At 66.2% G+C, this 14,023-nt stretch carries 10 protein-coding genes and 1 tRNA gene; 4 read left to right on the forward strand and 7 right to left on the reverse strand.

Translation table 11 applies throughout. The annotated features are described in order from the left end of the window. Positions 1-274: 274 nt before the first annotated feature. Positions 275-2,020 (forward strand): serine/threonine protein kinase, encoded by a 1,746-nt coding sequence (locus LZC94_26500; protein WXB11409.1) that lies wholly within the window; start codon positions 275-277, stop codon positions 2,018-2,020. 195 nt (positions 2,021-2,215) lie between these two features. On the opposite strand, the gene LZC94_26505 is transcribed toward LZC94_26500, so the two are convergent. From LZC94_26505 to LZC94_26520, 4 genes are all read right to left on the reverse strand, one after another. Continuing rightward, positions 2,216-3,214, reverse strand: coding sequence for a PEGA domain-containing protein (locus LZC94_26505; GenBank protein ID WXB11410.1), 999 nt, complete (start codon positions 3,212-3,214; stop codon positions 2,216-2,218). A gap of 1,173 nt (positions 3,215-4,387) precedes the next feature. Continuing rightward, positions 4,388-4,462 (reverse strand) — tRNA-Pro (locus LZC94_26510). 69 nt (positions 4,463-4,531) lie between these two features. Next, complete coding sequence (locus tag LZC94_26515; protein WXB20249.1) at positions 4,532-4,891, reverse strand: Spx/MgsR family RNA polymerase-binding regulatory protein; 360 nt, start codon at positions 4,889-4,891, stop codon at positions 4,532-4,534. A gap of 253 nt (positions 4,892-5,144) precedes the next feature. After that, positions 5,145-6,284 (reverse strand): M20/M25/M40 family metallo-hydrolase, encoded by a 1,140-nt coding sequence (locus LZC94_26520; protein ID WXB20250.1) that lies wholly within the window; start codon positions 6,282-6,284, stop codon positions 5,145-5,147. 84 nt (positions 6,285-6,368) lie between these two features. Between LZC94_26520 and LZC94_26525 the strand changes: the two genes are divergently transcribed. Genes LZC94_26525 through argB form a run of 3 tightly spaced genes read left to right on the forward strand, consistent with a single transcriptional unit; the run spans position 6,369 to position 10,363 of the window. After that, positions 6,369-8,453, forward strand: coding sequence for a protein kinase (locus LZC94_26525; protein ID WXB11411.1), 2,085 nt, complete (start codon positions 6,369-6,371; stop codon positions 8,451-8,453). 21 nt (positions 8,454-8,474) lie between these two features. Next, complete coding sequence (gene argC / locus LZC94_26530) at positions 8,475-9,530, forward strand: N-acetyl-gamma-glutamyl-phosphate reductase (protein ID WXB11412.1); 1,056 nt, start codon at positions 8,475-8,477, stop codon at positions 9,528-9,530. Continuing rightward, complete coding sequence (argB, locus tag LZC94_26535) at positions 9,527-10,363, forward strand: acetylglutamate kinase (GenBank protein ID WXB11413.1); 837 nt, start codon at positions 9,527-9,529, stop codon at positions 10,361-10,363. Before argC ends, argB begins: the two co-directional genes overlap by 4 nt. A gap of 84 nt (positions 10,364-10,447) precedes the next feature. On the opposite strand, the gene LZC94_26540 is transcribed toward argB, so the two are convergent. From LZC94_26540 to deoC, 3 genes are read right to left on the reverse strand one after another with little or no spacing between them, the layout of a single operon-like run. Continuing rightward, a complete protein-coding gene (locus LZC94_26540; protein WXB11414.1) occupies positions 10,448-11,374 on the reverse strand; it encodes an aldehyde dehydrogenase family protein in 927 nt (308 codons plus the stop codon). Then, entirely contained in the window at positions 11,374-13,071 is a 1,698-nt protein-coding gene (locus LZC94_26545; protein ID WXB11415.1) for an aldehyde dehydrogenase family protein, read from the reverse strand. Before LZC94_26545 ends, LZC94_26540 begins: the two co-directional genes overlap by 1 nt. A 6-nt stretch (positions 13,072-13,077) precedes the next feature. Beyond that, positions 13,078-14,010 (reverse strand): deoxyribose-phosphate aldolase, encoded by a 933-nt coding sequence (gene deoC / locus LZC94_26550; GenBank protein ID WXB11416.1) that lies wholly within the window; start codon positions 14,008-14,010, stop codon positions 13,078-13,080. Positions 14,011-14,023: the final 13 nt, after the last annotated feature.

A 14,023-nucleotide genomic window follows, 5' to 3' on the forward strand; every position in this document is an offset into this window, starting at 1 on the left:
GATGCAAACGACACAAGATCCTCGCCGGGTCGTCTTTCATCTTCGTCACCACCGTCGGATCGTGCCGAGCGCGGGAATATTTCAGAAGGGGTGGACGCGACATCGCCTGAGTGTAGGGCGTGCAAAGACCCTCGATGAATTCGCACGATGTAGCTATGGTTAGCATGCGCGTGAGAGGGGGAATCATGTCGAGGGGTGTACATTGATTGACAAGGTGGCCACGCCTCCCGCGGGTCCAAAGTACGAACCGATTTTCGAGCTCGGTCGTGGCGGGATGGCGACGGTGTACCTCGCGATCAGCCGCGGGCTCGCCGGCTTCAACAAGCTCGTCGTGCTCAAGCAGCTTCGGCCCGAGGTCGCGAGTGATCCGGATTTTCTCCCGATGCTGCTCGAGGAGGCGCGCATCGCGGCGCGCATCAATCACCCGAACGTCGTGCAGACGAACGAGATCGGGTTCGACGGGCGCGCGCATTTCATTGCGATGGAATACCTCGAAGGGCAGACCCTTCACGAGATCACCCGTCGCCTGGCAGAGCAGGGCCGCCGTCTACCGCTACCGCTGTACTTGCATATCCTAAGTCAGGCGTTGCGCGGACTCCATTGCGCACACGAGCTCACCGACTACGACGGTTCGCCACTCTCCATCGTTCATCGCGATATGACCCCCCACAACGTCTTCATCACCTATGACGGGGTGGTCAAAGTCCTCGACTTCGGGATCGCCAAAGCCGCCGACACCAAGAACGAGACGCGCAGCGGCACGTTCAAGGGCAAGCTGCGGTACATCGCGCCAGAGCAGGCGCTGGGCATCCATATCGATCGGCGCGCCGATATCTTCGCCATCGGCGTGATGATGTGGCACGCGCTCACCGGCTCGCGCCTCTGGAAGGACGTGAGCGAGACCGATGTGCTCATGCAGCTCGCGAAGGGCGAGATCCCCAGCATCGCCGCCGCGGCCCCCAAGGTGTCGCCGGAGCTGGTGACCCTCTGCGCGCGGGCGCTCGCGCACCGGCCCGACGATCGCTTCGCCACCGCGGCCGAGATGATGGACGCCTTCGAGGCGTACTTGGCGCAGACCGAGATGCTGACGCCGGGGCGCGAGCTCGCGCAATTCGTGAGCCAGCTCTTCGAGGAGCGGCGCAACGTGGTGCGGGCGGCCATCGATCAACGCGTTCGCGAAGGGCTCTCGGGCGACGATATTCCGCTGCTGGCGGCGAGCGATACCAAGTTGGCGCCGGGGGCGTCGAAGCCGTCGATGCCCTCGGTACCGTCCGTGCCATCGGTGCCGAGCATGTCGGGCTCGCGCTCGTTTCCGCGCTCGGTGGGCTCCATCAGCCTCGCCACGGGCTCGAACGCGGCGGTGATTCCGGCGCGATCGGCGCCGGTTCTGCCCGAGGTAACCGAGCCGGTCTCCCCCGTCCGGCGGCACGCCCTTGGCGCCATCCTCGGCCTCCTCGTCGCGGGGGTGGGCTTTGGCGCCTACAAGATGATGGATCGAAATACGGTATCGGTGCCCGCGGCCAGCGCCGCGCCCGGGATCGCATCGACCCATGGCGCGGCGTCGGCCCAGGCGACGCAAGCGAACGCCGCGATCACGGCAGAGGCCGGGCCGAGCGCCGCACCTCTCAAGTCGCGCCTTCGTGTATCGGTCACGCCAAACACGGCGACGATCCGGCTCGATGGCGCGCCGTTCTCGGGCGAGGGCTCGATTGCGCGCGATGGTGCGTCGCACCGACTCGAGATCAGCGCGCCGGGTTTCAAATCGGAGTCCGATTACGTGGTCTTCGATCGCGACGAGCTGACCCTCACGTACACGCTCGGGAAAAAAGATTCGACGGTATGGCGCAGCGCGCCGCGCTCCGCGAAGAACAAAGAGCGCGATGCGGCGCGCGCCGCGGTGGCCGAAACGGCCCCTGTTCCGCCGCCGCCGGCGGCACCTGCGACCGCGGCTTCGGGTGCGCCACCGCAGCAGGGACAAAAGCGGAAGGCGTCCCTCGATTCGGCCGATCCCTGGAAGTGAGGGACGTGATCGCGACGTGCCGCGGCGCCGTCCGTTTGCAGGGACGGCGCGCGCTCTCGAACGCAGCAGGGACAAGAGCGGAAGGCGTCCCTCGATTCGGTCGATCCCTGGAAGTGAGAGCGAAGTGATCGCGAAGTGCCGCGGCGCCGTCCGTTTGCAGGGACGGCGCGCGCGGCGGGCGCTCTCGAAGAGCGCTTAGAATCGGCCGTGGGTGACGACGCCGAAGGGCGATACGCCGAAGCTGACGGAGGGGCCGTCCTTCTTTTCGCCCTTCTCGTCCTCGGGTTTCCAGTTGATGGCGCGAACGGTGAACCACGTGGAGATACCCGCGCCCACGATGGCGGCGCCGAGCAGGACGTCCGACGTGATGGAGAACGTCTTTACGTCTTTGCTCTTCGATTCCAAGTCGGACTCGTTGTTCGGTAGTTTGCGCGCTTCGGAGAGCTTGTTCGATTTATCGAGCGCCATGAAGCCGGTGATGCCGGCGCCAATGGCAAAGGCGGCGGTGGCGCCCCAGCCGATCCAGGCGCGCGTGGCCCATGGATTGGACTCGGGCTCCGGTGCCAGCGGTACGGAGCCATCCTTGGCGGCGTTCAAGTTGGTGAGCGCCAGCTCGACATCGGCGTTCTCGCCCACCGAGATGTTGACCACCTTGGAGACGGGCGCATAGCCCTCGCGGCTGGCCGTGACCTTGCGGCGGCCCGGGTTGACGCGAACACGGTTGAACGGTGTTTTGCCGACGGGCACGTCATCGATGGTGACATCGGCGCCGGGTACGTTGACCTTGACCTCGAGGTTGGCCACCAAGCCTTTGAGCTGCGTGATGTAGCGATCGACCTCCGTGCGCCTTGCATCGGGGACGTCGGCACCGCCTTCGGCGATGTAGCGCTCGAAGTTCTTCAGCGCCTGCGTGAAGTCGTTCAGCTCACGATCGATGAGGCCGACGTTGTAGAGGATCTTGTAGCTCGGGGCGAGCTGGTAGGCCTTCTCGCACTCGACGAGCGCGGAGTCGTAAGCCTCGGAATTGAACAACTCGAGGCAGTGTTCGTAATGCTTTCGTGCCGCCTCCTTGTCCGCGGCGGAGGGGTTCGGGTTCTGCGCGAACGCCGTGGCGCTCGAAAAAGCGGAGAAACCGAGGGTCAGGAAGGCAGCGACGACGACGCGTGAAGATGCGGCAAAAGAGAGGTTGCGCACGTAGCGAGGATCTCTCAAACGATGCTTCATCGCAATAGCCGAGTACGCTCGAGCTGCCAGTAATTTTGCAAGCGTTGCGCGGACATTCGGGAGCCGGTGCTCCATTGAGTCGGAGTCGATCCGAAGTTGGGAGTTCGTCGTGCCGGTGGGCAACGGCGTTTCTCGGGATGGCCGATGTTGGAGAACCAAGATCCATTGTCGGACGCAACCCGATAAACAACTCCGTCGAGGACGATTATCTCACCATCGTACGCTCTGTACGCAGCGTATTCGATGCCATGCTCGATGACGCGTATTGCGCGCGACCCGGCGAAGTCGGCGCCACACCCCGGCGTCGGGGGCGTCGAGGGCGTCTCACGAAGGTCCGCCGGGGGGCGAGACCGAGAGACAACCGGCAAGGAGCGCCCCGCTGGGGACAACCTGTGAAATCCCTGAGGACGACCTGTCGAGGAGCTGCTCGGTCGCGAAACGACTCCGTCGAGGGCGGCTCTTCGCGAAACGACTCCGTCGAGGAGGCGCTCCCTATCGCCAAACGAAGTCGGGAGACCTCCTACCGTGCGACTCCGTCGAGGGCAGCTCCTCGCGAAACGACTCCATCGAGGATGGCGCTCCTTTCGCCGAACGAAGTCGGGAGACCTCCTACCGCACAACTCCGTCGAGGAGCTGCTCCTCGCGGAACGACTCCATCGAGAAAGCGCTTCTTTCGCCGAACGAAGTCGGGAGACCTCCTACCGCACGACTCCATCGAGGAGCTGCTCCCTCGCGGAACGACTCCGCCGCGGGCCGCTTTCTTGCCGAGCGATCCGGTCGAGGAGCTGCTCCCTCGCGGAACGACTCCGTCGCGGGCCGCTTTCTCGCCGAACGACTCCGTCGAGGAGCTGCTCCCTCGCGGAACGACTCCGTCGCGGGCCGCTCTGTCGCGAAGCCGCTCCGAGAACGGCACGGGATGTCCCCCACGCGATGCCATCCTCGCATCGATACATGACGAGCACGTCATGGTCGAGACCGCCGCACCCTTGCGAGCCGGCACAACACGCCTGCGCGCAACACGCACGGCCCCCCGCGAGCACCTGCTCACCCTTCGAACCAACCGGCGAAGGGTGACGGCAAATCTTCCCCGACCGGTATCGTGCCCTTTCGAGCACGAACCGTCGAAGTTGTCCGACTTTTCAGTCGGGGCGAGTGGATTCGAACCACCGACCCCCAGACCCCCAGTCTGGTGCGCTAACCAGGCTGCGCTACGCCCCGAACGGCTTCTTCCTGAACGGTGAAGCCGGCGCCAACCTAGTCGAATCGTGGATTATCGCAAGCACGATGTCAGAGAAAGAGCACCTCGTAGGCTTCGGGCCGGAAACCGACCAAGACATCGGCCCCGCGAACGAGCACCGGGCGTTTGACGAGCTTGCCGTCTTTGGTGAGCCAACGGATGATTTCGAGGTCGCTGGCCGCGTCGACCTTGGGCTTGCCGATGGCGCGGTAGCTCTGGCCGCTCGTGTTCAGCCACTTCCGAACGCCTAGCCCGCTCGCAGGGATCCACGCGGAGAGCTCCTCCAGGGTCGGCGGCTCGTCGACGATGGGCCGCACCTCGGGCTCGATGCCGTGCGATTTCAGCCACTTGATGGCGTTGGTGCACGTCTGGCACTTGGCATAGGCCAAAAGGGTGACGGGGGTCACGATACCGGTGGTCTTTTTCGTCCGAGAGCTGGCCATATTCAAGGCGGGACGTTAGCACCGGCGTCGGCCGCAGGGGGACTCGTGTCTCCCCCGTCCGGGAGCTTGTGCCCGATCCACAGCGACCGGGATGCCGCGCCGGGTACGACCCGGATCGGCGGCGTGTACTCCTCTCCGGGCGATGGCGGGCGCGATGCACACCCCGCGAGCGCAAGCCAGCATGCCGCCGCCGCCGGCAACCACCCCCGGATGCGCGCTTTCACGCGGCCGGCTCGGACGCCGCTGCGCGCGACGAGGCGTGGAGGATGAAGCGGGCCAGGGCTTGCGCCTTGGGGACCAGCGAGTCGACCTCGATCAGCTCGTCCTTGGTGTGGAAGCCGGTGCCGCGCGGGCCCAGACCGTCGATCGATGGGATGCCGATCTGGGAGGTGGAGCTGGCGTCGGAGGCGCCCCCGATGAGCGCCGCCTCGATGTCGCCCAGCCCCGATGCGCGCGCACACGCGCCGTACTCGCGGAAGAGCGCGACATTGGCGTCGGTGCGCTCCAGCGGCAGACGGGAGATGCCGCCCTCGAGGCGGATGCTCGTTCCCGCGAGGCCGCGCGGGGCCTCGGCGGCGGCTTGGTGAAAGGCCGCGATCAGCTGCTCGGCGTCGGCGCGGGTCTCGAAGCGGGCGTCGAAGACGGCCTCGGCTAGGTCGGGGACCGTGTTTCTCCCCTGCCCGCCCGAGATTTTGCCGCAGTTGACGGTCACCCCGCGGTCGTAGTTCGTGAGCTTCTGCGCCTCGTCGATGAAGCGCGCGAGCGCCCAGATGGCGTTGGCGCCGTCGCGGTGGTTGGCCCCCGCGTGCGCCGCCTTGCCGGAGGCGATGGCGTTGATGTTCGCGGTCCCCTTGCGGCGGGTGATGATGGCATCGCCCTTGCGGCCGGCCTCGAAGACCAGCGCCGACGATGAGCCGCGCGTGGCATCTTGAATCACTTTGTAGCCCTCGGGCGAGCCCACCTCTTCATCGGCCACGATCACCAGCCGGATGGGGGCCACCGCATCGAGCCCCACGGTGGCGGCCACGGCACGAAGCGCGAAGGCGACGACGACCAAGCCGCCCTTCATATCGAGCACCCCGGGTCCGCGCGCGAGCGCGCCGTCGCGCCGGTAGCCTTCGAAGGTCCCGGGAGGAAAGACGGTGTCGAGGTGTCCAACCAGCGCGATGGGCGGAAGGCCCTTCGTTCCGTCGCTGCGGAAGATGAGGTGGTCCGCGTAGCGCTCGCTCGGATGCGAGGAGCCGTGAAGCCCCTCGATGGCAAACGCTTCGGCGCGCAAGAGGGCGCCAACGGTCCGGCCCCCTTCGATGTTTTCGGTGAAGGAATTTTGTTCGACCAATCCGCGGAGGATGGTCTCCATCTCCGGCGTTTTGTCGTTGAGCCACTGCGCAGCGATGTCAGCCTTCTCGTTCGATCCCACGTCCCCGATGGTATGAGGGTAGCCATGGTGGAACAAGCGCCCTCGCACGTCGGCCGGCCTCCTTCTTCTCCATCGGCCTCCGTACCGGACAACGACGATCCGTTTGGGTGGGTGGGTCACACCCTCGAAGGACGTTACGCGGTGGAGGAGCTCGTGGGCGAAGGGGGCTTCGCCATCGTCTACCGAGGCCATCACAAGGGCCTCGACGATGCGGTGGCCATCAAGTGCCTCAAAATTCCGCGCAAGCTTCAAGGCCCGGAGCGCGATCGCTTTCTGCAGTCGTTCCTCGACGAAGGAAAGCTCCTACACCGACTCTCGCGCGCCAACGCCAGCATCGTGCAAGCGCTCGACGTCGGCGCCACCACATCGCCGAACGGCACCTGGACCCCGTACTTGGTCCTGGAGTGGCTCGATGGCGAGACCCTCGAAGAAGATCTGAAGGCGCGGGCCCGCCAGGGGAGCGCACCCCGAAGCCTGGAGGAGACGATGGCGCTGCTCGAGCCTGCGGCGCGCGCCCTCGCCACCGCGCACGCGCAAGGCATCGCCCACCGCGACGTGAAGCCGGCGAACTTGTTCTTGTGCACGGTCGCCGGAAAGCGGGCCATCAAGGTGGTCGATTTCGGCATCGCCAAGGTCATCGGCGAGTCGACCGATCTGCAGCGCGCCCACGAGGCGACCGGCATGTCGCTGCACGCCTTCACCCCGCGCTACGGCGCGCCGGAGCAGTTCGATCGTCGCTTCGGCGCCACCGGGCCATGGACCGATGTGTTCGCGCTGGCGCTCATCGTCGTGGAGGTGGTGGCCGGTCGCTCGCCCATGCACGGCGACAGCGCGCAGCTGTTCGTGGCCTCGAGCAACGTGCGCTACCGTCCCACGTTGCGCTCGCTCGACGTCGATCTCGGCGAGGTGGATGACGCCGTCGAAGCGGTGCTCCTTCGCGCGCTCGCCGTCGACCCCAAGGAGCGCTACACCACCGCGGGCGAATTCTGGGACGCGCTCACGGCCGCCATCGCGCCGTCGGCCGCGCGCACCCTCGCGCACGGAGGTGCCGCATCGTCGTCGCGCATCGAACGCGACGAGGCGCGCGCATCGTCGCCGGCGCGCGCCTCCGCCCCCGCGCGCGGCGCCACCGTCGATCCGCTGGGGGCCACCGTTCTCTCGCAGCGTGTGCCCGATCTCACCTCGGCGCGCACCGCGTTTCCGCAGGGTAGCGCGCGCACCGAGCTCGAGGAGCCGCCGAGCAGCCCGACCCGAGGGAGCGGCGCCGGCAAGATCAACGTGGTGATGGAGCCTTCGCTCATGGTGGAGCCATCCATCAGCACCGCCATGGCGGCGGCCGACGTCAAACCCCGCCCGCCGGGCTCCCCCAAGAGCGGCTTCGTATGGGGCGCGCTCGCCGTGGCCGCGGTGCTTGGCGCGGGGTGGTTCTTCCTTCGCCCCGCCCCGGAGCCGCACGGAAAGCTGCCGGGCGTCGCGTCTTCGTATTTCGCGACGTCTTCTTCCTCTTCTTCCTCTTCTTCATCGTCCGCACAAACCTCCGCCTCCGCGTCGCCCGCCGGCGCCGCGGCAGCGAGCGCGGCGCACGCGACCGACCGCGCCCCGAGCGGCGCGATCGAGCCGGCCGCGGCCACGCCGCCGCCCATTGCGTGCTCGGGCGGGTTGGTTCCCTATGTGGATACGCAGGTCGGCTATGCGCTTTGCATCCCCGACGAGCTTCGCGATCTCACGGCCGTGGATGGCGTGATCCGCAAAGGCGACATCGAGCTCACGATGCGCGGCGGTTACCTGCGCCCTCCTGCCACCACCCTCGAGACGTTGTTCGAAAAGGCCAAGGCCGATGACACCGATGGAACGGGGCGCACGGTGGCCGCGGGCAAGACCGAAAAGACGGCCAATGCGTTTGCGCTCGCGGGGACCTTCAACCCCGATCCGGCGTCGCCGAAGGCCGGGCTCGCGGGAAAGAAGTTCTTCGAACGAACGGTCACGACCACGGATCGCTTCGCCAGCTTCCAGCTCATTTACCCCAACGCGGAGCGCAAAACGATCGAGCCCAAGCTGGACCACATGATGCCGTCCTTCATCGTCAGCTCCACCAAGACTGCGCGCTAGACATCGAATAAGCTCGCGCCCATGGCGAAACGATTCAAGGCCGCGATCATCGGCGGCAGCGGTTATGGGGGAGCGGAGCTCATTCGAAGGTTGCTTCGTCATCCCGAGGTGGAGCTGGTTCGCGTGGCATCGGTCGACTTCGTGGGCGAGCCGATCACGGTGGCGCACCCGAACCTGGAAGGTCAGACGGATCTGCGCTTCGAAGGGATCACACCGGCCGAAGCGGCCAAGGGCATGGACGTGGTGCTCCTCGGGCTGCCCCATCGGGTGAGCGCGCAGAAGATGCCCGAGCTGGTGGAGTCGGGCGCGCGCGTGGTCGATCTCTCGGGCGACTTCCGCCTGCGCGACAAGGAGGTCTACCGGCGCTACTACGGGGCGGAGCATCCTTGTCCAAGGCTGCTCGCAGGCACCTTCGTGTACGGCTTGCCGGAGATCCATCGCGAGGCCATTCGCGCGGCGCGCTACGTGGCGTCGCCCGGTTGCTTTGCGACGACCATCGAGCTCGCGCTCCTCCCGCTCGCCCGCAAAGGTTGGCTGAAGGGCGAGGTCGAGGTGGTGGGCATCACCGGCTCCTCGGGCAGCGGCGTGGTGCCCAGCGTGGGTACGCACCATCCGGTGCGCGCCAACAACTTGAAGACGTACAAGCCGCTCGATCACCAACACATCCCCGAGATCGTGCAGACGCTCGGCGACGCCGGCGCCAAAGACGTGGCCTTGCGCTTCGTGCCCGTGAGCGCGCCGCTCTCGCGCGGCATCTTCGCCACGTCGTTCGCGCACGTGGACGAGCGCATCTCGCCCGAGCAAATCAAAGCGGCGTACCTCGAGACGTTCGCGAACGAGCCGTTCGTGCGCGTGCCGGCCAAGCGCCTCCCGGAGGTCGCCGCCGTCAAAGGGACGAACTACGCGGAGGTCTCCGCGGTGCCCGGCGAAGTGCACGATGGAAAGCGCGTGGTCGCGTGCTTCTCGGCGACGGACAACCTGATCAAGGGCGGCGCCGGGCAGGCGATCCAGTCGATGAACTTGATCCTCGGCTTGGACGAGCGCCTCACCCTCGAAGATCCGGGCGGGTGGCCGTGACGGCCGCTTCGAAATCGCAGGCGCCGATCGTGCTCAAGGTGGGGGGCGAGGTCGTGAACGGCCCCTACCTCGGCGCCATCGCCGCCGATGTCGCCGCGCTCGCGCGCGAGGGCACGCCCGTCGTCATCGTGCACGGCGGCGGGCCGCAGGCTACCGCGCTGCAGAAGCAGCTCGGGCAGACACCGAACATCGTCGGCGGCCGCCGCGTGACCGATCAGGCCACGCTCGACGTCATGAAGATGACCCTGGCCGGCAAGGTGAACGTCGATCTCTGCGCCGCGTTGCTGGCGGCGGGCGCGAAGCCCGTGGGCCTCCATGGCGCGAGCTCCGCGGTGATCCGCGCCGTCAAACGTCCGGCGCGCGTGGTCAGCGGCGGCGGGCCGGATCCCGTCGACTTCGGCTTCGTGGGCGACGTGATCGGCCTCCGCAAAGAGCTGCTCGATCTGCTCCTCGGCGCGGGCTATGTGCCCGTGCTCGCGTGTCTGGGCGCGGACGAGCAGGGCCAGGTGTTCAACATCAACGCCGATACGGTGGCCAACCAGGCGGCCATCGCCCTCGGCGCGCGCTCGCTCTTTCTCGTCACCGACGTCCCCGCCGTTCTTCGCGACGTGAACGATCCCAGCTCGCGCATCCCGCGGCTGTCCATCGCCGAGGGCGAGAGAGCCATCGCCGAGGGCGTGGTGACCAAGGGGATGATCCCGAAGCTCGAAGAGTCGTTTGCCGCGATCTCCGCCGGGGTCCGCGCGGTTCACATCGTGGGCCGCCTCGCCTCGGGCGATCTCGCGCGCGAGGCGAACGAGCCCGGCAGCATCGGCACCGTTCTTACGAGTTAGCGTCCGTCTTCTTCCCGTACACGTTCACGTTCCCGCTCCCGAATTCCAGAGGAGAAGATCGGGAACGTGTACGGGAAATGGACGTCACACCCCGACGGGGTGCCAGACCGTCTTCGTCTCCAAGAAGCGCTCGATCCAGCCGAGCCCCTGCCCTTCGCCGTCCTGGTACCAAAAATTGCCAGACGGCGGAGGATGGGTCTTCACCCGCTTGATGCTCCCCGCCCCTTCGCGCTCGAGGGTGGCGCGAAGCTCGAGGTCGCGCGGCCATGCGTCGAGGCCGATCACCTCGCGGTGCTTCGCCAGCACGGGGCCCATTTCGGAGGCCTGCCCGGTGAGCACATTGATGACGCCGCCCGGCAGATCGCTGGTCGCCAGGCACTCGCAGAAGACGATGGCCGTGCGCGGATCGCGCTCGGAGGCCACCGCCACGCACGTATTGCCGCCGGTGATGACCGGCAGCACCGTGGAGACGAGCCCCAAGAGCGCGGGCGACTCCGGCGCGACGACACCGATGACGCCCATGGGCTCGGGGACGCTGAAGCCGAAGTGCGGCCCGCTCACCGGATTCGACGACGCCACCAAGGATTGGTACTTATCGCTGAATCCCGCGTAGTACACGGCGCGATCGATGGCGGCATCCGTCTCGGCCGACGCGTCCTTCGCGCTCTCACCGCTGCGCACCAGCGACATGATCAGCTCGTCGCGGCGCGACTCCATCACCTCGGCGAGGCGATACAGGATCTGCCCGCGGTTGAACGCCGTGCGCGCGGCCCAGCCCTCTTGCGCGTTCTTGGCGACGAGCACGGCGTCGCGCACGTCTTTGCGCGAGCCGCGCGGGATGTTGACCAGCGAAGGGTCCGCATCCGAGGCCCTCTCGTGACTCTTCACTTGGAAGTACCTCCCCGACTCGGAGCGTACGAAGGCGCCGCCCACGAACATCTTGTAGGCCTTGGCGATGCGCAGCCGCGCGATATCAGGCTTGCCGGCAGACTTGACCGTGGTGGTGGCCATTATTCGAGCTCCACATAGGCAGAGAGCCCCTGCCGGCCGCCCTCGCGACCGAAACCGCTCTCTTTGTAGCCGCCGAAGGGCGAGGACGGGTCGAACTTGTTGTACGTGTTGCCCCAGACGACGCCGGCCTTGAGGCGCTGCGCCATCCAGAAGATCTTGGCGCCCTTGTCCGTCCAGATGCCGGCCGAGAGGCCGTACATGGTGTTGTTCGCCTTCTCCAGGGCCTCCTCCGGCGTGCGGAAGGTGAGCACGGTGAGCACCGGGCCGAAGATTTCTTCGCGCGCGATGCGGCTGGATTGGCTCGCGCCGGTGAAGAAGGTGGGCGGGAACCAATAGCCGCGCGACGGCAAGGCGCACGAGGAGGAATAACGCTCTGCGCCTTCCTCGCTCCCCGCCTCGACCAGCGCCTGAATGCGATCGAGCTGCGCCTTCGAGTTGATGGCGCCCACATCGGTGTTCTTGTCGAGCGGATCCCCGAGTCGCAATGTGGCGATTCGGTCACGCAACTTTTTCACCACCCAATCGTGGACGCTCTCCTCCACCAGCAGACGCGAGCCGGCGCAGCAGACGTGCCCTTGATTGAAATAGATGCCATTCACGATGCCCTCGATGGCCTGATCGATGGGTGCATCTGCAAATACGATGTTGGCCGCCTTGCCCCCGAGCTCCAACGTGAGCCGCTTCGAGGTCCCCGCGAGCGAGCGCTGAATCCTGCGCCCCACGTCGGTGCTTCCGGTGAACGCAATCTTGTTCACGTCCGCGTGCGCAGCGAGTGCGGCGCCCGTTTCACCTGCCCCCGTTACGACATTGACGACGCCGGGCGGCAGCTCCGCCTCCTCGATGATCTTCGCCAGCATCAATGCGGTGAGCGGCGTGGTCTCCGCGGGCTTGAGCACCACGGTGTTTCCACACGCGAGCGCGGGCGCGATCTTCCAGGCGGCCATGAGAAGCGGAAAATTCCAAGGAATGATCTGCCCCGCCACGCCGAGAGGGCGCGCGCGCCGGCCATGGAAGGCATAGCCGAGCTTATCGGCCCATCCCGCATGATAAAAGAAGTGGGCTGCCGCCAACGGGATGTCGACATCACGCGACTCCTTGATCGGCTTTCCGCCGTCCATGGATTCGACGATGGCAAGCTCGCGCGCCTTTTCCTGAATGGCACGCGCGATGCGAAACACGTATTTCGCCCGCTCCGACCCGGGCATCTTCGACCAGTATTTGTCGTATGCCACGCGCGCCGCCCGCACTGCGTCATCGACATCGCGCGCGCCGGCATCCGCCACCTCCGAGAGCTTCTCCTCGGTGCTGGGGCTGATGGTCGCAAAGTACTTCCCACTGAGTGGGGCCTTCCATTTCCCACCGATGAAAAGACCGTATCGTGACGCAATCTTCACATGATCGGCGGATTCCGGCGCCGGCGCATAATCCCATGCTCGCCCAAAGGCCAACGCGTGCGTGGCGACAGAGGCCGGCGCGATCGTCGTTGCGGCGTCGAGCGCCTGCTCGCCTGCATCCGGCGCCACGGGCATCTCGTTCGCGTCGTGCGCGACCTTCACGTCGTTCGCGCGCTTTGCGTCTTTCTCGTCTTTCTCGTTTTTAAGGTCGACCGCGCGGACCTGGCGTTGCGCGGACGCGCCATTTTCTTTGGCCGCGGAGCGTGCGGCGCGCGCGGTCCGTTTCGTCAGCTCGGATTTCATGTGTCCTCAATCCTTCGAGAAGTCTTCGGACGCTTGGTAGTTGCCAGTGCGCTCTTTCTCGAGCTGCATCAGGACATCGTTGAGGAGCGCGCTGGCGCCGAAGCGAAAGAGATCCGGCGTAAGCCAGTCGTCTCCCAGCGTTTCCTTCACCAGTACCAAGTAGTGAAGCGCCTGCTTGGCGGTACGCACGCCGCCGGCGGGCTTCATGCCAACGCGATGCCCCGTTGCGTAATAGTGATCGCGAATGGTCTCCAGCATGACCAGGGTGACAGCTGGAGTTGCCGCGGGTTGAACTTTACCCGTCGATGTCTTGATGAAGTCACCGCCGGCGGCAATGCCAATCTCACTGGCCTTTCGCACCACGTCGTAGGATCCGAGCTCGCCCGTCTCCAGAATGACCTTCAGATGCGCCGTGCCACACGCCTCTTTGGTGGCCGCAATCTCGTCGAAAACTTTGGCGTATTGGCCGGAGAGCATGGCCCCGCGGTCGATCACCATATCGATTTCGTCTGCTCCGAAATCGACGGCGCGGCGCACGTCCTCGAGCTTGATCGCGAGAGGCGACTGCCCGCTAGGGAACGCCGTGGCCACGCTGGCGACCTTCACGGGCGAGCCCTCGAGTGCCTGCTTCGCCGTGGCGACCCAATTCGGATAGACACAAATGGCTGCGCAGGTGCCGACGCTCGGATCGCTCTCCAGCGGACGAAGCGCCTTGTTGCACAGAGCACGAACTTTGCCCGCGCTGTCCTTCCCCTCCAGGGTCGTCAGGTCCATCATGGCGACGGCGAGCTTGAGCCCAGCGACTTTCGCCCCTTTTTTGATGGATCTGCGCGCCAGCGATAGGGCCCGCTCCTCTACGGCCACTTGATCGACCGAGGGCGACCCCAACGCAAAACGTGTGAACTGCGGCACAAACCCGTCCGACGACGGGCGCGTCAACGACGCACCCTTC

This window comes from Sorangiineae bacterium MSr11954, assembly GCA_037157815.1.
Taxonomy (GTDB): Bacteria; Myxococcota_A; Polyangia; order Polyangiales; family Polyangiaceae; genus Pendulispora; species Pendulispora albinea.

Bases quoted from the DNA above. Each gene is read 5' to 3' on its own strand.
- LZC94_26525 (WXB11411.1), top strand. From the start codon at position 6,369: ATGGTGGAACAAGCGCCCTCGCACGTCGGCCGGCCTCCTTCTTCTCCA.
- LZC94_26520 (WXB20250.1), bottom strand. From the start codon at position 6,284: ATGGAGACCATCCTCCGCGGATTGGTCGAACAAAATTCCTTCACCGAA.
- LZC94_26545 (WXB11415.1), bottom strand. From the start codon at position 13,071: ATGAAATCCGAGCTGACGAAACGGACCGCGCGCGCCGCACGCTCCGCG.
- LZC94_26540 (WXB11414.1), bottom strand. From the start codon at position 11,374: ATGGCCACCACCACGGTCAAGTCTGCCGGCAAGCCTGATATCGCGCGG.
- argC (WXB11412.1), top strand. From the start codon at position 8,475: ATGGCGAAACGATTCAAGGCCGCGATCATCGGCGGCAGCGGTTATGGG.
- LZC94_26500 (WXB11409.1), top strand. From the start codon at position 275: ATGGCGACGGTGTACCTCGCGATCAGCCGCGGGCTCGCCGGCTTCAAC.